The 21,298-nt window shown below is 40.3% G+C and carries 17 protein-coding genes and 1 other annotated feature; of the genes, 15 read left to right on the top strand and 2 right to left on the bottom strand.

All coding sequences use genetic code 11. The features are described 5' to 3' along the window. The first annotated feature begins 83 nt into the window (after positions 1–83). The 3 genes from FE005_RS02365 to FE005_RS02355 all read left to right on the top strand — a co-directional run bounded on the left by FE005_RS02365 (position 84) and on the right by FE005_RS02355 (position 5,585). Positions 84–4,547 carry a MucBP domain-containing protein gene (locus FE005_RS02365; protein ID WP_138371263.1) on the top strand — a complete coding sequence of 1,488 codons (4,464 nt, stop codon included), beginning with the start codon at positions 84–86 and terminating at the stop codon, positions 4,545–4,547. Positions 4,548–4,750: 203 nt separating this feature from the next. Beyond that, the gene (locus tag FE005_RS02360; RefSeq protein WP_138371262.1) at positions 4,751–5,128 is read left to right on the top strand and encodes a hypothetical protein; all 378 of its coding nucleotides are present in this window, start codon (positions 4,751–4,753) and stop codon (positions 5,126–5,128) included. A gap of 88 nt (positions 5,129–5,216) precedes the next feature. After that, entirely contained in the window at positions 5,217–5,585 is a 369-nt protein-coding gene (locus tag FE005_RS02355) for a hypothetical protein (protein ID WP_138371261.1), read from the top strand. Between the two features lie 355 nt (positions 5,586–5,940). Here the strand turns inward: FE005_RS02355 and FE005_RS02350 are convergent, their stop codons facing one another. Next, positions 5,941–6,831 (bottom strand): AraC family transcriptional regulator, encoded by an 891-nt coding sequence (locus tag FE005_RS02350; RefSeq protein ID WP_138371260.1) that lies wholly within the window; start codon positions 6,829–6,831, stop codon positions 5,941–5,943. Between the two features lie 77 nt (positions 6,832–6,908). Further along, on the bottom strand, positions 6,909–7,406 hold the full coding sequence (locus FE005_RS02345; RefSeq protein ID WP_138371259.1) for a GyrI-like domain-containing protein: 498 nt from the start codon (positions 7,404–7,406) through the stop codon (positions 6,909–6,911). 349 nt (positions 7,407–7,755) lie between these two features. Here FE005_RS02345 and FE005_RS02340 point away from each other — a divergent pair, with 349 nt between their 5' ends. The 12 genes from FE005_RS02340 (at position 7,756) to FE005_RS02280 (ending at position 21,205) form a co-directional block, all read left to right on the top strand. Continuing rightward, positions 7,756–8,667 carry an AraC family transcriptional regulator gene (locus tag FE005_RS02340; RefSeq protein ID WP_138371258.1) on the top strand — a complete coding sequence of 304 codons (912 nt, stop codon included), beginning with the start codon at positions 7,756–7,758 and terminating at the stop codon, positions 8,665–8,667. A gap of 33 nt (positions 8,668–8,700) precedes the next feature. Beyond that, positions 8,701–9,228, top strand: coding sequence for a GNAT family N-acetyltransferase (locus FE005_RS02335; protein ID WP_138371257.1), 528 nt, complete (start codon positions 8,701–8,703; stop codon positions 9,226–9,228). A gap of 1,005 nt (positions 9,229–10,233) precedes the next feature. Beyond that, positions 10,234–11,610: a PTS transporter subunit EIIC gene (locus tag FE005_RS02330; RefSeq protein ID WP_113849183.1), complete on the top strand. Its 1,377-nt coding sequence runs from the start codon at positions 10,234–10,236 to the stop codon at positions 11,608–11,610. A gap of 26 nt (positions 11,611–11,636) precedes the next feature. Further along, the gene (locus FE005_RS02325) at positions 11,637–12,704 is read left to right on the top strand and encodes an ADP-ribosylglycohydrolase family protein (RefSeq protein ID WP_029486318.1); all 1,068 of its coding nucleotides are present in this window, start codon (positions 11,637–11,639) and stop codon (positions 12,702–12,704) included. After that, positions 12,667–13,380 (top strand): GntR family transcriptional regulator, encoded by a 714-nt coding sequence (locus FE005_RS02320; RefSeq protein WP_003128214.1) that lies wholly within the window; start codon positions 12,667–12,669, stop codon positions 13,378–13,380. The genes FE005_RS02325 and FE005_RS02320 overlap by 38 nt, the downstream gene beginning before the upstream one ends. A 169-nt stretch (positions 13,381–13,549) precedes the next feature. Further along, positions 13,550–13,909, top strand: a binding site (T-box leader). Positions 13,910–14,047: 138 nt separating this feature from the next. Then, positions 14,048–14,692, top strand: coding sequence for an amino acid ABC transporter permease (locus tag FE005_RS02310; RefSeq protein ID WP_003128216.1), 645 nt, complete (start codon positions 14,048–14,050; stop codon positions 14,690–14,692). 13 nt (positions 14,693–14,705) lie between these two features. Then, positions 14,706–15,338 carry an amino acid ABC transporter ATP-binding protein gene (locus FE005_RS02305; RefSeq protein ID WP_021150538.1) on the top strand — a complete coding sequence of 211 codons (633 nt, stop codon included), beginning with the start codon at positions 14,706–14,708 and terminating at the stop codon, positions 15,336–15,338. A gap of 12 nt (positions 15,339–15,350) precedes the next feature. Beyond that, positions 15,351–16,154 (top strand): amino acid ABC transporter substrate-binding protein, encoded by an 804-nt coding sequence (locus FE005_RS02300; protein WP_003128218.1) that lies wholly within the window; start codon positions 15,351–15,353, stop codon positions 16,152–16,154. A 295-nt stretch (positions 16,155–16,449) separates the two neighbouring features. Then, a complete protein-coding gene (locus FE005_RS02295) occupies positions 16,450–18,846 on the top strand; it encodes a DNA translocase FtsK (protein ID WP_003128219.1) in 2,397 nt (798 codons plus the stop codon). A 54-nt stretch (positions 18,847–18,900) separates the two neighbouring features. Further along, on the top strand, positions 18,901–19,602 hold the full coding sequence (locus tag FE005_RS02290; RefSeq protein ID WP_003128220.1) for a GntR family transcriptional regulator: 702 nt from the start codon (positions 18,901–18,903) through the stop codon (positions 19,600–19,602). A 70-nt stretch (positions 19,603–19,672) separates the two neighbouring features. Beyond that, a complete protein-coding gene (gene proC / locus FE005_RS02285) occupies positions 19,673–20,470 on the top strand; it encodes a pyrroline-5-carboxylate reductase (protein WP_103301060.1) in 798 nt (265 codons plus the stop codon). 57 nt (positions 20,471–20,527) lie between these two features. Then, a complete protein-coding gene (locus FE005_RS02280) occupies positions 20,528–21,205 on the top strand; it encodes an HAD family phosphatase (protein ID WP_138371256.1) in 678 nt (225 codons plus the stop codon). Positions 21,206–21,298: the final 93 nt, after the last annotated feature.

The raw sequence follows: 21,298 nt of genomic DNA, 5'->3' as shown, positions 1-21,298 counted from the left end.
GAAGTAGTTGTCAGTTGACAGCTTTTTTGCATTGGATAGAACGAGACTGTGTTCATTCACTTAGATAGAAAGAAGGAAAAATAATGAGAAGATCGAAGAAGCAAGAAATCGTATCACGTATTCTTGTCAGTTCCTCTGTATTTATATTAGGCAGCCCGATTTTTACACAAGCACTTTTTAGTATTCCTGCATCAGCTGCATCAATTAGCACTACAGCAGCAGAAGAAACAATGCTTACTGCGGGGGAGTTGTTGCCTGAACAGCAAGAAGTAGAAAAAGTAGTCGAGGAAACTGTAGGAACAGAGTCAGAAGCAATAGAATCTGAAGAGCAAGCGACAGCAGAAGAATTTGCAGCAACTAAAACGGAATCTGAAGAAGATGCAGAGAAAAATAGTTCAGAAGCGTCGACAGACAGTACAGCAGCAACTGAAGAAAAGAAGGCTGCTCTTGCAGACAATATCCTTTGGAGTGGAATGTGGGGGACTGCTCCAGCAACCCTTGATATTGAGGGAGTTCTAACTGTAGGAGAAGGCACGCTTACTACAACGGTAGATCAAGTGATTCCAATAGCAGAAGTTTCATCAAACATGACTATTAGAAAAGTAGTTCTCACTGCCCCTGTTGTTCTTCCAGCAGATGTTCCTGGACTATTTGAAAGCACTGGCCATTATGGAAAAGTGCCTTCAGAGTTGGATGAAATCGTGAATCTACATTTGCTTGATACAAGTCAAGCCACAACAATGAACAGCATGTTTTATGGCTTTAGAGGGACTAGTTTAGATTTATCAAATTTTGATAGTACCAATGTAATCAAAGCCTTAGGGGCTGGAATGAATCAATTTCTAGCAAATGCACGATATCTAAAAGAAATACGACTAGGGGAAAAATTCAGCTTTGTCGGCTGGAACAATTGGCCAGGTAATGAGTACCCAGTTAATTTGACAAATCCAAGTGGAATGATTGGATTTAGTTCAAGCTATTATACCGGTTATTGGCAAAATGTTGGATCAGGCACGATAGACGCTCCTTATGGTGATCAGGTATTCCTGTCTAAGGATCTGGTATTGAATTATGATGGAGCGACTATGGCTGATACTTATGTATGGCAGCCAAGGTATATTGAAGGGGCACCAATCACAGTGAATTATATCGATGAAGAGGGGAAAGAATTACTTCCTCCAAGTATAATGACTGGTGGCAATATAGGCGATTCATATACGATTACTCCGAAAGATATCCCTGGATATATCTTGAAAGAAGTGCAAGGTGATGAGACAGGAATCGTTAGCAAAAATCCCCAAACAGTCACGTATGTTTACAGCCCTAAAATAGAAACGAGAGAGGAAAGTAAAATAATCGCACGGATAATCCATTATTTGTATGAAGACGGATCGGAAGCCGCGCCGGATCATGTGGATACAATAGAATTTATACGAACAGTCACCATTAATGAAGCTACTGGAGTTGAGACCTATGGTGAGTGGAAGCCCCGAAACGATGATTCTATGTTTGAAGGAGTAAAAAGTCCGGAAATCGAAAATTATTCAGCGGATACAGACTATGTTGAAGAAGTCATTGATGTGTCACCAGAAGAGGAATACCACGATATCGTAGTTATGTATACACCAAGATTGGAAGCTATCACAGAAACAAAAGAAGTGACTCAAACCATCCATTATGTGTATGAAGACGGCACAGAAGCAGCCCCAGACAAACGGGACACAGTCACCTTCACCCGTAATGGCATGAAAAATTTAGCTACGGGAGAAGTAACGTACGATGACTGGCAAGCCAAAGATGACGACACAACCTTTGATGAAGTAGTTAGTCCAGAAATTGATAACTATCTCGCAGATAACGAAAGAATTGAAAAAGTCACCGGTTTAACGGCAGATGATAAGGATTCAGAGATCACGGTCACTTACAGAGCCAAAACAACTACCACCACAGAAACAAAAGAAGTGACTCAAACGATTCACTATGTGTATGAAGACGGCACAGAAGCTGCACCTGACAACGTGGACAAGGTAACCTTCGAACGAACAGTCACTATCAATGAAGCAACCGGTGAAACCTCCTATGGTAATTGGGAAGCCAAAGACAATGACACCACTTTTGATGCGGTGGTCAGTCCAGAAATAGCCAACTACACGCCAGATAAAAAAGGTGTGGCAGAAATGGTTGACTTGACAGCAGAATCGAAAGACAGCGAAGTAACGGTTACTTACAAGGCAAACATGGTGGAATCAACCGAGACCAAAGAAGTGAAACAAACGATCCATTATCTGTATGAAGACGGTACAGAAGCCGCCCCAGACAAAGTGGATACAGTCACTTTCACCCGAACAGTCACCACCAATGAAGCCACAGAGGAAACAATGTATGGTGAGTGGCAAGCCAAAGACGATGACACAACCTTTGATGCGGTGACTAGTCCAGAAATTGAGCACTACACTGCAGACAAGCCAACTGTTGAAGAAGTCACTGGTTTAACGCCAGAGTCAAAAGACAGCGAAGTAACGGTTACTTACAAGGCAAATATGGTGGAATCAACCGAGACCAAAGAAGTGCAACAAACGATCCATTATCTGTATGAAGACGGTACAGAAGCCGCCCCTGACAAAGTGGATACAGTCACTTTCACCCGAACAGTCACCACCAATGAAGCCACAGAGGAAACAACCTATGGTGAGTGGCAAGCCAAAGACAATGATACTACCTTTGATGCGGTAGTCAGTCCAGAAATAGCCAACTACACACCAGATAAAATAGGTGTGCCAGAAATGGTCGGCTTGACACCAGAGTCAAAAGACAGCGAAGTAACAGTTACCTACAAGGCAAACATGGTGGAATCAACCGAGACTAAAGAAGTGAAACAAACGATCCATTATCTGTATGAAGATAGCACAGAAGCTGCACCGGACAAAGTGGACACAGTGACCTTCACCCGAACAGTGACCACCAATGAAGCCACAGGAGAGAAAACCTATGGCGAATGGCAAGCCAAAGACGACGACACCACCTTTGATGAAGTAACTAGTCCAGAGATTACGAACTATACGGCAGATAAAGAGATTGTCGACGAAATCACTGGTTTAACGGCAGAGTCAAAAGACAGTGAAGTCACTGTTACTTACAAACCAAAAATGGAAACTACCACTGAATCAAGAGAAGTGAATTTAACTGTGCACTATGTGTTTAGCGATGGGTCAAAAGCAGCCGATGATTATGTTGACACGGTCACTTTCACTCGCAATGCCACCAAAAATCTAGCCACCGGTGTGGTTACCTATGATGATTGGGCAGCGACAAACAACGACACCACTTTTGATGAAGTGAACAGTCCAGCGATTACAATGTACACGCCGGATAAGACAAGCGTGGAAGAAGTCACGAGTATCACTGCTGACTCGAAAAATATCGAAGTGACCGTTACTTATAAACAAAACCCGATGGCTTCGGTAGAGATGAAAGAAGTCAAACGTGTGATCCATTATGTCTATGAAGATGGCACAGCAGCCGCAGTAGACAAGGTAGACAAGGTAACTTTCACTCGAACAGTCGTCCAAGACTTCGAAAACGATAAAGTGACCTACGGTGACTGGCTGCCAAAAGACAATGATACCACCTTTGATGAAGTAACTAGTCCAGAAATTGAGCACTACACTGCAGATAAGGCAACTGTCGAAGAAGTCACTGGATTGAAAGCAGAAGATGAAGATTCAGAAGTGACCGTTACCTACAAGGCAAACATGGTGGAATCAACGGAAACCAAAGAAGTGAAACAAACCATTCATTATGTCTATCAAGATGGCAAAGAAGCCGCAGCCGACAAAGGAGATACAGTCACCTTCACCCGAACAGTGACCACCAATGAAGCAACGAATGAGAAGACATATGGGGAATGGGAAGCTCAAGATAACGACACAACGTTTGATGCAGTGGACAGTCCAGAAATTGACAAATACAATGCTGACAAAGAGACTGTCGAAGAAGTGACTGGCTTGACAGAAGAGTCAAAAGATAGTGAAATCACTGTCACTTACACACCAAATATGATTAAGTCTGAGGAAACTGAAGAAGTGAAACAAACCATCCACTATGTCTATGAAGATGGAAAAGAAGCCGCACCAGACAAAGTAGATACGGTGACCTTTACCCGTACAGTGACTACCAATGAAGTCACAGGGGAGAAGACCTATGGTGAGTGGCAAGCCAAAGACAATGATACAACGTTTGATGCAGTCAAGAGTGCAGAAATCGATGGGTACACAGCAGATCTTGAAACAGTCAAAGAACGAACAGGAATGACTGCAACAGATAAAGATTCTGAAGTAACAGTTACGTACACGAAGACAGAGACACCAAACGATCCAAGTGGTAAACAGGCAGAACCTGGTGATCATTCTGAGGCACCGGCAACAAACGAGAAAAACCTTCCAAAAACTGGGGAAGCAACAAGTTCATTCGCTTTATATGGCGGTGTAGCAGTGGTTGCCGCATTGCTTGGTATGTTCTTTAAACGCTTAAGACGGAATACTAAGTAACCTGATAGATACTCGAATAACAGAAGATCAGAATGGCGGAGAGTTCTTTCGTAGAAAGTGACTCAGGTCTATTATGATTTGAATAGACTGCAGATAACTTTCGAATGCCGACGGTTATTTGCAGTCTTTTATTTATTCCGAATGTAAAACGTAAAAAGAGGCATCAACTATTTGTTATAAGCTTAAATAAGGAGGAATGAACGATGGAAGACTTAGATATCGAAACGATGCATGATTACTTAGATTATTTTATAGAACACACTGATCAGCCTTTTTTTAATACCGACTATCCCAAGTTGAAAGAAAAAGTTCATCAAAACTGTGTGGCACTCCAGACAACGATTCAAGAAATTAATCACGAAAATTTTTTTGATCACATTGCATTGATTAATCACTTGGAAGCTGAAATTTCGATTATTTTTGAATTTAGTGAGCCAAAGGAAACGAATATTTTACGGTATTTTTCAGAAGAAGATATCTTAAAAGCAGCTACCCATGATTGGAAGACGTATCTTAAAGAAAGATGCGGAATGACACTTGCAAATCCGACACCGCATTCACTACATTTTCTTGTTAAATAGACCGTAAAATACTTAAAAAATGTCGCCGGATCAATTCTAAAAATGAATGTACTGTACCAAGTATAAAACAGATTGAGAGGTTATTCTTATGGACATTGGGGAGATCCTATATAGTCTTTCAAAATATGTTCTAGTGACGATTTCCGCTGTAGCATCAATCTACGGTGGCTATTGGACATATTATGCTTACTTCAAAGCAGAGGATGAAGAGAAAAAGAAAAGGATTACGAACGCAATTGCAAAAGCTTTTGGTACGAGTGTGCTTCTTTTTCTTCTATATTACGTTATTCAAGTTTCAGTAAAGGCTGCAAATGTCGAACAATTATCTCGTCTCTGGAAATTGCTTCACTTTGGAAATAATGGGGATTTTTCCGCGTTGACAGCAATTTCGGTGATGATGGTAGTCTTAGGGGTGTTTCTTTTTATTGATCAGCGTGACGTTCATTTGAGAAGATGACCTCTTTTTATTACTTTTCTTTTAGGTTAGTGTAAACAGGAAGCTGCCTATCGAGGCAGGGATATTTTAAGAGGAAGATTCTGATAAATACCGTCAGAATCTTTTTTGTTTCATCTACTAACAGCAAGTTTTGATGATGGATTAGTTCCAAAAAAATTCTTAGAAATAAGGATCGAAAACTTAAAGGTTTTTGGACTCTTTTTCTTCAAATTATTTTTATTGGTTTTTTAGCAGTCCCGTTTCTGATGTCTAAATGGATATGTGATCAAAATGGGCATATTCAGCTAATTCTTTGACCCACAAAATAACTGAAAAAAACAAGGATATGTGATACATACCCTTGCACACGTTCTATTTACTTTTCGATTGGTATCCAGATTTCTAAGTAAGCTTGATCTTCCAAAGACACATAGGTTTCTAATTCCGGCCCCTCGATTTTTTGATAGCGGGTTTGAGGCAGCCAGGTATTGAATATTTGCTGCTGTAATTGGTAATAAGTATTTGAGACATTTTCTAACTTACGGTAATCGTAGGGTTCGCTTACAAAAACAGCATACATCTGATTAGGAATTTCAAGCGTCGAATATTCAGTTTTAACAGCCTGGCTTAAAACAAAACCGGTAAAATAATTCAAATACCCCGACCTAGCTGGAGCGGGATTGGCGATGGCGAAATAAGGCTCTCGCTTCAAGCCAAAAAAATTTTTATGGATCGCATCACTCTCGGCAAACGCTCGTAATGCTGGATCTTTGAAACAAAAATCCCATTGCTTTTCAGTGTTTTTGAACAGCTCATCGTCTAAAAGAAGTTCCTTCATTTTTCCAGCGATGGTAAAACTCGGCAAATGTTCAATACGATAATTGAGTGTTTTCCCCCCGTTAATCTGAACATCCAAACGAATCGGTGGAAAGTAATTAACCGCTGCATGAATCGATTTTGCCTGGCTTGGTGGAAGCCCGTGAAATTTAGAAAAGGCACGATTAAAAGCAGAACGATTGGCATAGCCGCATAATTCAGACACTTCATCAATGGGAATTTCCTGGCGCAACAAGTCAACAGCTTCGGAAAAACGACGATTACGCAAATAGTTTGAAAAAGAAAAACCTGTTAAATAAGTAAAAAAACGATGGAACGTATATTCTGAAAGCAACGCCTTTTTCGCTAAGTCTTTAAGTGCTATATCTTCAAACAGATGATTTTCAATATACACTAAGATAGCCGAAAAACGTTCAAGGTCTTTTGACATGAAACTCCTCCTGTAATTCTCTTTAATAAGAATAGCATATCGAGGAAAAGTCACGAACCTTTATTTGTTTGCTTCGACTATTTTCTTCGTACAGGCACCCAGATTTCAACCGCATCGTCTTGACCGTAAACTTCCAAATCTGGTCCGCCGGAAACCATCTCGCCTGTTGCATAACCTGTATTCAATAATTCGTAGGTACTTGTCTGCGCCGCCCATTGAGTCACGATGGCAAACTGTGTTTTTCCAGAAGTTTTTCTGGTACATGGAAAAACAGCCCAAGTAGTTGCCGATACTTCTATTTCTGTTAATTCTTTAGGGGTCTCACTGGTTGTTGCGACAGCAATATAATAGTCGAACTTTTTAGCATCTCTGTTATCAACGTTATAAAAACTTGCACCAATCAATCCATAAGGTTCATGGTTGATTAAAGGCAATAGCAGCTCATGTTTTCCAGAAGACACCGTTTCATTCCAAAAGGCAGGACAATCTTTCATTCCCTGCTGCTTTTCATTGGTTGACGCTTTTTTAAATCCTGCTAACTTAAAACTATCTAATTCAACGATACGATATTCCATAACTAATCCCTCTCTTTCTTTTCACCACTATAGCAAACCATTCATGGTTTCCTTTTCTCATTTTTGAAGCAAAAAAAGAGAAAGGCACTGTTGCTTTTACTGTAACAATACTTAGACATGAACACACAAAATTTGACAGAAAACATTCAATGAAGTTATGAAGAAGCTGCAAGGTGAGTCAAAAATCAGCGAGTTTCTAGAAGCTTAATCTATCGGAACTGCCTCGTTGTCCTGGAAAACAGTGCTCAATCAAAATAGATAGTCTTCAAATGTCTCAGAATGAGCACTTGGTGACCAGCGAAACTATTAGTATACTTGTAAAATATATGATTAAGCAGGGAGGGATTACATGCATGCATGGGAAGCAATCGATCAATCACTAAGATATATTGAAGAGCATATTTCAGAGGAAATCAATGCCCAGCGATTAGCTGATCAGGTGTATCTTTCAAAATTTTATTTTCAAAGGTTATTTAAACGCTTGGTTCATAGGCCGGTACAGGAATATATTAAGTTGCGGCGACTAGCAATTGCATTAGAGTTGCTCAAAACGACAGACTTGAAAATCATTGACATCGCTAACCAGCTAGGATTTACGGATCCTTCAAACTTTACACGAATATTCAAAGAGGCATACAATCTAACGCCTGAAGTCTATCGAAAAACAAGACCACGAATGAATGTGATTAGGAAACCCAATCTATTCTTAAATTATCATTCTATTGATGAGGGCGTGCCATTGATAGTAAACGAAATCGTGATTGAGATTGAAAAGAAAGAACTAGATGAAGAATTGTATTTAGGGTATAACGAGACAATTTTTTTAGGCAAACAACTTCCTGTAGGGCAGCAGACAGGTGTTGATCAACCTGGGGAATTATGGCGAACGTTTCATCAGAAGAAACACACTCTAAAAGGAATAGTCGATACAGATGTGGAAGTAGGTATATCCGATTTAGCGAGTCATTCCCAAAATCATTTTCACTATTTTGTCGGGGCAAGAACATTAGATGCGGCAATCCCTGTTTCTGCAGACATGGTCACGAAAATTGTTCCTGGAGGTTTGTATATTGTCTGCAAAATAGAGGCAGAAACAAAAGAAAAGCTTGTTACTGAAGCTTTAAACGAGGCATATAGGTATTTATTTGATGTATGGCTTCCAAAACACGAAATAAGGGTAAGTTCTTTTTCGCTCGAAAAGTATTATAAAAAAGAGCAAATTCCTTCAATAGAATTGTGCTTGAAAGTAGAAGCCGAGTAGGTCTCAGCATAACGAAGTGATTGGAGAGAAAATATGAATATACTTACTAGCGAGCGTCTGATTTATAGACCAAATGAAATGAAGGACTTGGAGACACTAGTCAAGCTATGCAATGAAAAAACGTATCGCAGATGGTTTTATTTCCTCCCAAAACTTAATGAAAAAAGAGGAAAAGCACAAATCGAAAAAAATGGTAAGCTGTGGCGCGGTGTGATCGATATTACAAAAGACCAATATGCATTTGCGATTGAAGAGAAATGTTCTGGAAATTTAGTAGGTTCTGTAGAAGTATCCAAGTATCATGGTAAAAAACGCTTAAAACATTTTGAAGTCGGTTATTATATTGGCGAAGATTATCAAAATAAAGGATATGCAACAGAAGCAGTAAACCAAGTCATAGACTGGGTAAAACCATATTTGGAAGAAGCACAAGAGGAGCTGCGCATTTTTGGAAAGGTGGAACATAAAAACTATGCTTCTTGCAGAGTGTTAGAAAAAGCAGGTTTTAAGCAGGTGAGAAAAACGTTACTATGTCAAATCTATGAAAGACGGTTAAATTGATTCCCTTTTATGATTAGTTGATTGGAAATAGTTGTATCATGGGGGGCAATCGATATATTTTAGAATAAAACAACTCAAGTATTAATCAAATTCAATGAAAAATATCACATAAGTTATTGCATCAAATGAAAATTTTTAAAGTTTCAGACTCGAATCAAAGGAGATGAAACGAAGAGTAAGAAAAACGAACTCGTTCTATATTGAAATTTTACTTATCTTTATTGCTAGTTCATCAATGTTCAGAAAATCCTTCTCATTCGTGAAGTCATACCTCGGTACTTAGATTAAACATTACTGACTTTATTTTGGATCGGACGCAAGATAAATAATACATAAAGACACCTCTTCTCATATTCATAAGTATGAGAAGAGGTGTCTTTAGTGGTGCAAGTAGAAAAGCTATTCATATTTCTTCTAAATTTAGTGTGTTTAGAATTTGTTTTTTGATAGCTGTAGTATTTCCGAAAATCATTGTTAAAACTCATTTTTAAGAAGTGTATTATCGCATAAAAACCAAATCAATTAATTTTCAAATTCATCCTTTTATTTTTAGATTTGACGAGAGAGTCTTCTTGGGTGTCTGATACAAACTCATTAATTTATAATAAAATTAGAAATGAGATAGTTGAATAATAGATATACTTGATAAATTTTTCTAAATGAAACTACTTTGGTGGACTTTATGCATCTTCTTACAGTTCAAAGTTTTATAGTGAATGTTTACTTTGATTAAAACAGATTATAATATGATTAGAATAAGACGTCTTAGAACAGAGATCACAGGGAGTTTCTTTCTATCCTCTTTTTAGCTAAAGTGTTAAAAAATAGTTTCAATAGAACGTGTTCAAAAAAGCTAAATCTTGAAAGCAGATTTATGAGTGATAAATAAATCTTTGGATATATTTCTTTTGTAATCGTTTACACTCGAGGGCGTTAGGGGTATATTTTAGATGTTGATATGACGTCATAACGACTAGCTAATTCATTATAGAAAGGGGAATTATCATGAAAAATGAAATGTTAGCCCAGCAGATTCTAGAGTATCTAGGCGGAACAGAAAATATTGAGTCAATTACTCACTGTGCAACAAGATTACGCCCAAGTCTGAAGAAACGTGAGTTAGTTCAAAGTGAAAAAATAGAATTATTGGATGGTGTGACAGGAGTAGTCAATAAAGATTCCGGGTATCAAATAATTATTGGAACGAATGTAGGGGAAGTTTATGAAGACTTCTTAAAAGTATTGAATAGAGAAAATAATGAAACGACCAATGAAAAAAATTCTAAAGTCCAGACAAAAAAGAGCTTAATAAATGAGTTTGTTCAACTCGTAGTGAGTATTTTCTCGCCATTATTACCTTTATTAGCCGGATCGGGTCTTCTTCGAGGGTTTACAATTCTTGCAAATGAGGTCGGAATTTTATCTACGGATAGCTCGACAAATTTGATGTTGACACTTGCTGCAACATCTGTCTTCTACTTCTTACCGTTACTAGTTTCGGTAACTGCAGCAAACCGATTTAAAACGAGTCCTTATATTGCCATCGCAGTCGCTGGTGCATTGATTATGCCAGACTTTATTAATTTGATCCAAGGGGACGGGGGCAATACGATTTCTTTCTTTGGTTTACCAGTTCCAGTCTTTAACTACACTTCGCAGATTCTGCCCGCAATTTTTACAACATGGGTACAATCGAAAATGGAACATTTCATGAAAAAAACAATTCCGAATAGTTTGCATATGATTTTGATACCAACCGTTCTTTTGTTTGTGTTAGTGCCTGTAACTGCCAGTATTTTTGGTCCCTTAGGTAACTATATTAGTATTGGTATTGCTGGATTTGTAAATTATTTAGCAGGAATCAATCAGATTATTACAGGGGCAATTACAGGTGGCATTTGGAATATTTTGATCATGTTTGGTGTTCATTGGGCACCAAATACCATGGTTATTATTCCGGAAATCGCTAGCACAGGTCACTCACCATTCATTGCGTATGGCGCAACTGCAAACTTTGGGATGGCAGGAGCAGCATTTGCAGTTTTCTTACGATCAAAAAATACCAAATTAAGGAACTTTTCTTTGACTGCAATTACTTCTGTCTTTTTATCTGGAATTGTAGAACCTGCTATTTACGGTCTAGGAGTAAAATTTAAAACACCGTTGATTGCTGGCTGTCTTGGTGCTGCAATGGGTGGAGCTTTTATGGGTGCATTTAATGTTATTGGTAACGCCTTTGTATTTGGAGGATTAACCACCATTCCAGCTTTTGCGGGTCCTACACTTTGGGCGTACATTGTGGGTTTGGTGATTGCATTTTTTGGTGGAATGATCCTAACAATCATTTTAGGTATAAAAGACCCAGAAGCTGAAATGAAATAAAGAATAAGAGAATGGAGATAGTTTATATGAGTTTACAAATAAAAATTCAAGGTACATTGGGGGCAGCAGCTATTGCAGATGCTATGGGAGCTGCAACAGAAAATCTTACTTTTGATCAAATTAGAACAAAGTTCAATGGCAAAGTTTCTACCTTTTTAAAACCAGAGGAAGGTGCTTTTGCATTAGGGAATGAAGCTGGACAAGTCACAGATGATTTTTCGCAAATTTATACGTTGTGTCACAGTATTATAGAAAATAGAGGAGTAATTGATTCTGAAACAGTGAAGACAGCCATCTTGAAATGGTCAGAAAATACATGGTACTTCGATCGATTTGCAGGTCCAACTACGCGAAGTGCGATTGCAATGTATAAAAATCCTGATCAAAAAATGGCGCCTTTACCGGGAGCTATGGCTGTAGACTATGCTTCAAAAGCTACGAACGGAGCTGCAATGAAAATCGCACCTGCAGGGATATTAAACCCAGGAGATATTGAAAAAGCTATTCAAGAAGCGTTGATTATAACGCAAGTAACTCATGATAATGCACTGGCTATTTCTGGAGCAGCTGCAGTTGCGGCAGCAGTGTCAGCCTCTTTGTGTGACCATGCAACTGTGGACCAATTAGTAGCAATAGGGATTTATGGCGCTTGTCGGGGAGAAGAATTAGGCAAAGTTTATTCCCGAGAAGTTGGCGGTCCCAGCGTTGTTGAACGCATGAAACTAGCGTATACTATAGTTAATGAATCTGGTACCCATGAAGAAAAACTACAGCGACTAGCTCAAATCATCGGTAGTGGGCTCCATATCTCAGAAGCAGTTCCGTGTGCGTTTGGAATTATCGCCCTAAACAAACAAGATCCTTTTAATGCGATCATAGATGCAGTGAATGTAGGATACGACACTGATACGATTGCGACAATTGTAGGATCCATGGTTGGGGCATTGATTGATCCAGATGATGAACGTTTTACGCCACTGTTTCGTGATGTTCAATCAGCGAATAGCTACGATTTAACTAGTTTGGCTGAATCTTTAGCAAATGTGGTGAATGAAAATGATAAGTCCAAAGGTAAAATATCTCTCGATTTATGAAGAGCTGAAAAAAGAAATCAATGAAGGAAAATATCCAGTTGGGCAACCTTTTTTGACTGAACCGGAACTTCAAGAAAAATACGGAGTAAGCCGTATTACAGTTCGTCATGCCTTGCAACTTTTAGTAGATGAAGGTTTTATCAAAAGAATTCATGGTGTAGGTACAATTGTACTCAGTACGAAAGAATTACTGCAATTACAAACCCTTCTAAGTTTTTCGGAAGAAAATAAACTGCAGTCCAATCATTCAGAGTTAATTTCTTTAAATACATCTTTGGAAGCAAATGAGGTGTTGTGTAGTAAGTTAGATTTGCCAAAAGGAGCGGAGGTCAGCAAACACGAACGCCTTCGCTACGTGGATGATCAATGTATTGGATTTCAACGAGTATATTGTCCATCATACATTGAGCTAAAAGAAAAAGATCTTGCTGACAAACATGCATCACTGTATCAAATTATGCGTAGTCAAGGTTTTATAGTAACAACAGCACAAGAAACCATTGAGTCAGTTGTGTCTGATGAAGAACTCTCCAACTTATTAAAAATTGAAATGAATACACCACTTTTATATGTCGAACGTCTGACTAAAGACCACAAAAATCGCTTAGTTGAATATGCTGAAATTTATTATCGTGGGGACCGCTATCGCTATCATGTTCAACTGAAAGTACCATAGAGGGAATACAAAGTTGTACTGATCATTACGAAGTCTAAAATGCATTTAGGGCGGATAGAATGTTTCTATTCGTCTCTTATTTTGTGAAAATGAATTTTCCGATCAACAAACTGAAAAAAAGTATTTGACTTTTTTTCAGTTTGCGTATAAAGTAATAAACAACTTAATGAAACAGACATCGAAAAGAAGAGTAGCAAGGTTTCTTCGTTTTAAGAGAGTCTCTGGCTGGTGAGAAGAGACAACAAGGACTTGTGAACCACATCTTGGAGTCGTTTTTCTGAATCGAGTAGGAAAGACCGGGAGTGCCCGTTATAGCAGCAGTCATTGTTTGATGACTTTCTGAGATCAGTTGCTGTGAAGCACTGATAAACAAAGGTGGAACCGCGTTGATAACGTCCTTTAGCTGTAATGGCTAAAGGACTTTTTTCATTTAATGGCGGTATCAGCAAATCCATCAACTGACTGCATGAGGTTTTTTCTGTGAAGGAAAAACAAATTGAGGTGGAACCACGTATTAAACGTCCTCTGGCATTAGGCCGGAGGGCGTTTTTTGTTGGGCGCCTTTCATTTTAATGATTTTAATCAAGTGGAAACACGGCAAGATGGTGCTTGGTCATTGTAAATCAAGCAAGCAGTCATTGCCGCAAAATCAAGGAGGCAAAAAGAAATGATCGATTATTTAGTAAGTGTGATGCCGCAACTGCTTTCTGGGGCAGGGATCACAATCAAATTGTTTGGATTAACGTTAATAGGATCGATTCCATTAGGGATCATCTTGGCTTTTATTCTTGCTAGTCGACTACGGATCTTGAAAGCAATCGTGCAAGTGTATGTCTGGCTGATGCGAGGAACGCCTTTACTGTTACAACTGATCTTTGTGTTTTATGGTCTGCCGATCCTGAACATTGTCTTTGATCGGTTTGAAGCAGCACTGATTGCCTTTATTATCAATTATGCCGCTTATTATGCCGAGATTTTTCGGGGAGGGATCCAATCAATCCCTGCAGGGCAATACGAAGCAGCAAAAGTTCTGCGCCTAGCACCTCTACAGACGATTCGCAAGATTATCATTCCGCAAGTAGTCAAGATCACGCTTCCTTCAGTAGGGAACGAAGTGATCAATTTAGTAAAAGATACTTCGCTTGTCTATATTTTAGGTTTGTCGGATGTTATGCGTATCGGTAAAATCGCAATGGAACGAGACAGCACGTTGGTACCATTACTGGGCGTTGCGCTGATTTACTTAATGATGACTGGTATTTTTACACTGATTTTGAAACAGTTAGAAACAAAACTCGATTATTACCGTTAGGAGGCGTAGGAACATGTTAGAACTGAAACAAGTATCAAAAGCATTTGGCGACAAGCAGGTTATCGATCGCTTAGACCTGACAATTGAAGAAGGCAGCATCCTAGCGGTAGTCGGACCTTCTGGCGGTGGAAAAACAACCCTGCTGCGTACCCTGGCTGGATTGGAGACCATCGATTCAGGAACTTTTTTACTAGATGGACAACCTTTTGATCCCACGGATACGAAAAAACAAGAACAAGTAGTCGGTGTCGTTTTTCAAGACTTTCAGCTATTTCCGCATTTGTCGGTATTCGATAACATCACACTGGCACCAAAAATGGTATTGAAACAAGACAAAGCTAGCTATACCGAAAAAGCTGTTGCTTTGGCTAAACAGCTGGGATTATCTGAACTTTTAACGCAATATCCTTACCAACTTTCAGGAGGGCAACGCCAACGAGTAGCGATTGCGCGGGCGATGGCGATGGATCCGAAAGTATTGGCGTATGATGAACCTACGAGTGCATTAGATCCAGGTCTGCGCCAGCAAGTCGAAAAACTGATCTTAGATTTGAAAAAAGAGGGCGTTACTCAGATCGTGGTTACCCATGATCTGGTTTTTGCAAAAAATATTGCCGATCAATTATTAGAAGTTGAAGGGAACTAAGGAGGAAGAAAAATGAAAAAAATTGGATTAACGTTGTTAGCCGGAGCCAGCTTATTACTTTTTGCTGCATGTGGCAACAGTAGCGAGAAAGCAGAAAGTGCTGCAGACAAAGAGGAAGTCATCGTTGGGTTGGACGATACCTTTGTACCGATGGGCTTTCAAGATGACCAAGGGGACATCGTTGGTTTCGATGTTGACCTAGCAAAAGCCGTTTTTGATTTAACAGGAACCAAAGTCAAATTCCAAGCAATCGACTGGTCGATGAAAGAAACAGAATTAGATAATGGTACCATCGATATGATTTGGAATGGCTACACAAAAACAGAAGCCCGGGAAAAGAAAGTATTATTCAGCGATACTTATATGGAAAACAAGCAGGTTCTAGTAACTGCCAAAGACAGCAACATCACTTCATTTGATGCAATGAAAGACAAAGTTCTAGGGGCACAAGAAGGATCCTCTGGCTATGATACCTTCAACAATCAACCAGAAGTATTGAAAGACATTGTCGCCGATAATGAAGCAACTTTATATGCTAGTTTCAACGAAGCGTTTATCGATTTGGAAAATGGTCGGATCGATGGTCTTTTGATCGATCGGGTCTACGCGGAGTACTATTTGACTCAGACGAAAAAAGCGGACGATTACAATGTTATTGAAAGTCCCTTCAAAGCCGAAAACTTTGCAGTAGGAGTACGAAAAGACGATCAAGCATTGGCGGATAAAATCAATGAGGGATTAAAGAAACTGCAAGAAAATGGCACATTTGCTGAGATTTCCGAAAAATGGTTTGGAGAAGATGTTTCTCCTGAATAAATGAAAAACGATTGACGGCGACATAAGCCACAACAAAAACGATCACAGTAGCTACCTGGCATGAAGCGATTGATAAACAGGTGCAAGGTAGCTTAACTGTAGTCTTACTAAAGAGATTTTTAAGAAGCATTTCTTGTCTTTTCTCCTTTAGATCGTCTTTGTTTGATGGATTTATGGAACGGTCTTTTTTTCATTAGTGGGATCTTTTATTTCTAGTAGTAAACTTTCTGACAGGAAAACTTTTGTTCGCCTTCTTTTTTCGTTATAATAGGTAGAGACGAAAAGAGGGATAAGAATGGCGCAAAAAAAACGCGCGAAGAAACGCAAAACAAAAAAACAACAAAAACAACAAGAGAAACTGATTCTAGTCGGCATCGGCTTGCTTTTCATCTTGTTTTCGATCTTTGGTTTTTTTCACTTAGGCTTTTTAGGAACGCTGATCGCTAACGGCTTTCGTATCATTGGAGGCAATACGTATCAAGTGCTTTGTCTCGCATTGGCCGTTTACGGGGGATGGTTGGCAATCAAGACCACAGAAGCTCGTTTTACGAGTTTACGTCGAGTGGTTGGCTGTGTGCTGATCTATTTGGGGATCTTAGTGATCCTGCATGCGCATTTATTCAATAATGTCATGAATGAATCGCCGAATGTCTTGCAGACGACTTGGTCGACATTGCTGGATGATATTCGCCGCAGTCAAGTTTCACAAAATGTGGGAGGAGGCATGGTCGGCGCATTCTTCTATCGCGGAACCTATTTCCTTGTATCCCAGATCGGCAGTTACATTCTAGCTGTCTTGATGATCATGATCGGTGGCTTTTTGTTCAGTAAGATGAGCAGTCACGAGTTGTTGGAGCATCTGCAGCACGCTGGTGAAAAGGTTCAGCAATGGTTGGAAGGATCACCTGAAAAACAAGCAGCCCGCGAAGAACGAAAAGCGCAAAAAGCTGCTGAAAAAGCAGCGAAAAAAGAAGCAGAGCGTTCTGCTGTTTTGGCTGAGATCAAAGAAAAGAATCAAGTCCGTCCCTTCACGGAAGAAGAGCGAGCAGCCCAATCAGAACCAGATTTGTCGGAAATCGAACCAGAGCAGTTAAGTTTTGTGCCAATCGATCATTTTCAAGAATTGCCCAAAACACCGCCAGCTGCATCATCCTCTCCAGCTTCGGCACAGGAGAAAAAAGAAAGTGTTGAAGAAATGGAAGATGATGGCGAAGTATTGGAATTTGAAATTTCCGAAGAAGCAGAAAATCGCGACTATGAGTTGCCGTCCGCTGAATTGTTGGACTCGATCCCTGCAACCGATCAAAGCAGCGAGTACAAAAAAATCGAACAAAACATTGGTGTTTTAGAAAAGACTTTCCAAAGCTTTGGCGTCGATGCCAAGGTGGTAAAAGCTAGTTTAGGACCAGCAGTAACTAAATTTGAAGTACAGCCAGCAGTCGGAGTCAAAGTCAGCAAAATCGTTGGCTTAACAGATGACATCGCACTGGCACTAGCTGCTAAAGATGTACGGATGGAAGCACCGATTCCTGGGAAATCACTGATTGGGATCGAGGTGCCTAACAGTGCTGTCAGCATGGTTTCCTTCCGAGAGGTGATTGAAGCACAGCCGGATCATCCCGATAAGTTGTTAGAAGTCCCTTTGGGCAGAGATATTTCTGGCCGTGTCCAAACGGCCGATCTAACGAAAATGCCTCACTTACTGATTGCAGGATCTACTGGTAGTGGGAAATCCGTTGCAATCAACGGTATCATCACAAGTATTTTGATGCGGGCAAAACCCCACGAAGTCAAATTGATGATGATCGATCCGAAAATGGTTGAATTGAATGTCTATAATGGCATTCCTCATCTATTGACTCCGGTAGTGACGAACCCTCGGAAAGCAGCGCAAGCGTTGCAAAAAGTGGTTAAAGAGATGGAAGAACGGTATGAGAAGTTCGCTGCGACAGGAGTTAGAAATATCACAGGATACAATGAACTAGTGATCAATAAAAATTTAGAAGATGGTGAAAACCGACCAATCTTGCCATTCATCGTTGTCATTGTTGATGAATTGGCTGACTTGATGATGGTCGCAAGTAATGAAGTAGAAGATGCGATCATTCGTCTAGCTCAAATGGCGCGAGCTGCAGGGATCCATATGATCCTGGCGACACAACGTCCTAGTGTGGATGTCATCACAGGAATCATCAAAGCCAACGTACCTTCAAGAATGGCGTTCGCCGTTTCCAGCGGGGTCGATTCCCGGACAATCATTGACAGCAACGGCGCGGAAAAACTTCTTGGACGAGGCGATATGTTGTACTTGCCTATGGGTGAGAATAAACCAATCCGGGTGCAAGGAGCCTTTATCTCAGACCACGAAGTAGAACGGGTCGTGTCGTTTGTTACCGAGCAGCAGGGAGCGAATTACGAAGAGAAAATGATGGTTACCGAAGAAGATACGGCAAGTACCAGCAGTGGTCAACCACAGGATGAACTATTTGATGATGCCAAAGCATTGGTGATCGAAATGCAGACGGCAAGTGTCTCTTTATTACAACGCCGCTTTCGGATTGGCTACAATCGGGCAGCCCGTCTTGTTGACGAATTGGAAGACCAAGGGGTCGTTGGTCCTTCAGAAGGCAGTAAGCCTCGGAAGGTGCTGATCGAAGCAGCAGCCGAAGAAGTGCCGGGTTTTGATGAGTAACGTGCAAGTCCTCTTTTTGAGAGAGAATCAATGACTGGAAAGGCGAGGAAAGAAATGAAGCGTAAACATATTTTATATCGTGATGTGGCAGATAAAATCAAAGAAGACATCATGTCCGGACACTATCCTGTTGGTTCTTTTCTACCGACAGAAACCGAATTAGAAGCAGCCTTCAATGTGAGTAAAATCACGGTACGCAAAGCAATTGAGCTATTAGCAGCAGATGAATATGTCGAAAAGCGCAGTGGACGCGGGACCACGGTTTTAAGTAATCGACCTTATAACAAGTTGTCTAAAGGGACAACTTTCAGCCAGTTATTAGAAAAAACCGGCAAAGAATATACCAAGAAAAATCTTGATTTTAACCTAGTCGAGCTCGCAGAAGATCATCCAGCTTCTGCTTTGATGGGCAGAGAAGTCATGCGTTTGCGGCGCATGTACTATTTTGACCATCAACCATTTATTTATTATGAATATCATTTGCCCAAATTGTTAAAAGGCCTTGCCATGGAAGAATTGGAAGAAAAATCACTGTACCGTATTTTAGATGAACATCGGATGGTAATCGATACCTTTGAAGATTCATTTGCAGGACTGACGTTGAATGAGGAACAACAAAAATTTCTGATCACACCAGAGATTTCCGCTTTAAAGCGCGTCCGTCGCTCTTATGATCTGCATGGAGAAGTGGTAGAATATACAGAGGGCATCTATAATACAGCATTGCATCCTTATGTGATCGAGTTTGAAGCCTAATCTCTTGATTAGGCTTTTTTTACAAGAAACAGCGAACATAGGATCATAAATGTTAGAAGGAGTGAGTGTTATGAAAACCATCGCCTTTATCGGGGCCGGAAATATGGCAAAAGCAATTATCAAAGGATTGATCCAATCGGAACTATATCAACCAAAGGAAATTTTAGTCTACAATCATCGGTACGAACCGACACTTAAACAGTTGGAACAAGACTTAGGGATCACCCCTACATTAGAACTTTCTGAAGCCGCAGCTGCTTCCATTTTGATTTTAGCTGTCAAACCGTTTGTGTTTCCTAAATTATTGGAGGATCTAAAAGCGCAATTAAATGAACAACAGTTAGTTGTATCGATCGCAGCAGGCGTTACGATTGCGCAGATGGAAGAAGTTTTGGGTCAGCGCAAGATCGTTCGGGTGATGCCGAATACTCCGGCACTAGTCGGAGAAGGGATGACGTCTATCAGTAACAATCCGCATGTGACCGTAGAGGAAGCTGCAGAAATCCAAAAATTATTTGAAAGCATGGGAAAAGCAGCTCAAGTGCCTGAATCCATGATCGATGCTGTGATTGGGGTCAGCGGTTCTTCCCCAGCATATACCTATCTGTTCATTGAAGCATTGGCCGATGGCGCAGTCGCCGAAGGAATGCCCCGCCAAATGGCCTATGAATTTGCTGCTCAGGCAGTTTTAGGCGCTGCGAAGATGGTGCTGGAGACCAAAGAACATCCTGGTGTATTGAAAGACAATGTCAGTTCTCCTGGTGGTACGACCATTCAGGCCGTAAAAACACTGGAGGAAAATGGCTTTCGTGCTGCGGTGATGAAGGCTGTTCATGCAGCTGCCGAAAAGAATCGTCAAATGTCTTGATTAAAATACTTATATTGAAACTGCTTGAGTATGAAGGAGAGAAGGAGTAAAGAGTCTATGAAAGAATTATTGATTTTTGATTTGGACGGATTGCTGTTGGATACGGAAAGAGTCTATCATGAAGGCTGGTTGGCACTTTTTGAAAAGTACCATCTACCGATCACATCAGCAGATATCGTTGCTTGGCGTGGGCAAAGTTGGCAACAGACAGCAACCTTACTAGCGAAAAAAGTTGGTGGTCTTCAACGTGTGGAGGAACTTCGGCAAGAACGAGAAGGGTACATTGAAGACCAATTGCTCAATGGAAACTTGCAGCCAAAACCATTTGCTCGTGAGACATTGGCTCTGGCACGAGAAAAAGGGTTAAAGACAGCATTAGCCACTTCTTCGATGGCTTTTCGAGGTGAAAAACTACTGGATCATTTTGAATTGCAGAATGCATTTGATTTCAAGACATTTGGTGACGATGTCCCAGCACACAAACCAGATCCGGCTCCCTATTTGCTGACATTGAAAAAAGCAGCACGAACCTCTGAATCAGCTTTAGTTATGGAAGACTCATTGCCAGGAGCTACCGCGGCAACTCGGGCAGGAATTCAAGTGGTGTTGATACCGGATCAAAGTTTCACTCATCATTTTTCAGCTGATGAAAAAGCAGGTTTGAACCTTTATGCCGAAACGACTTCTCTTGAGTACGTTTATCAACTATTGGCCAATGAGCAGTTGACAAACTAGAACAGGCACCATTGATCGTATCAAGGGAAACGGTCAATGGTGCTTTTTTTATGATTGCTTTTAGCAAACAAATTGTTCGTCTGCCAAAAGCAG

Source organism: Enterococcus sp. M190262, from assembly GCF_005843965.1.
Taxonomy (GTDB): Bacteria; Bacillota; Bacilli; order Lactobacillales; family Enterococcaceae; genus Enterococcus_D; species Enterococcus_D gallinarum.
This window is presented reverse-complemented; position numbering and strand designations above follow the sequence as displayed.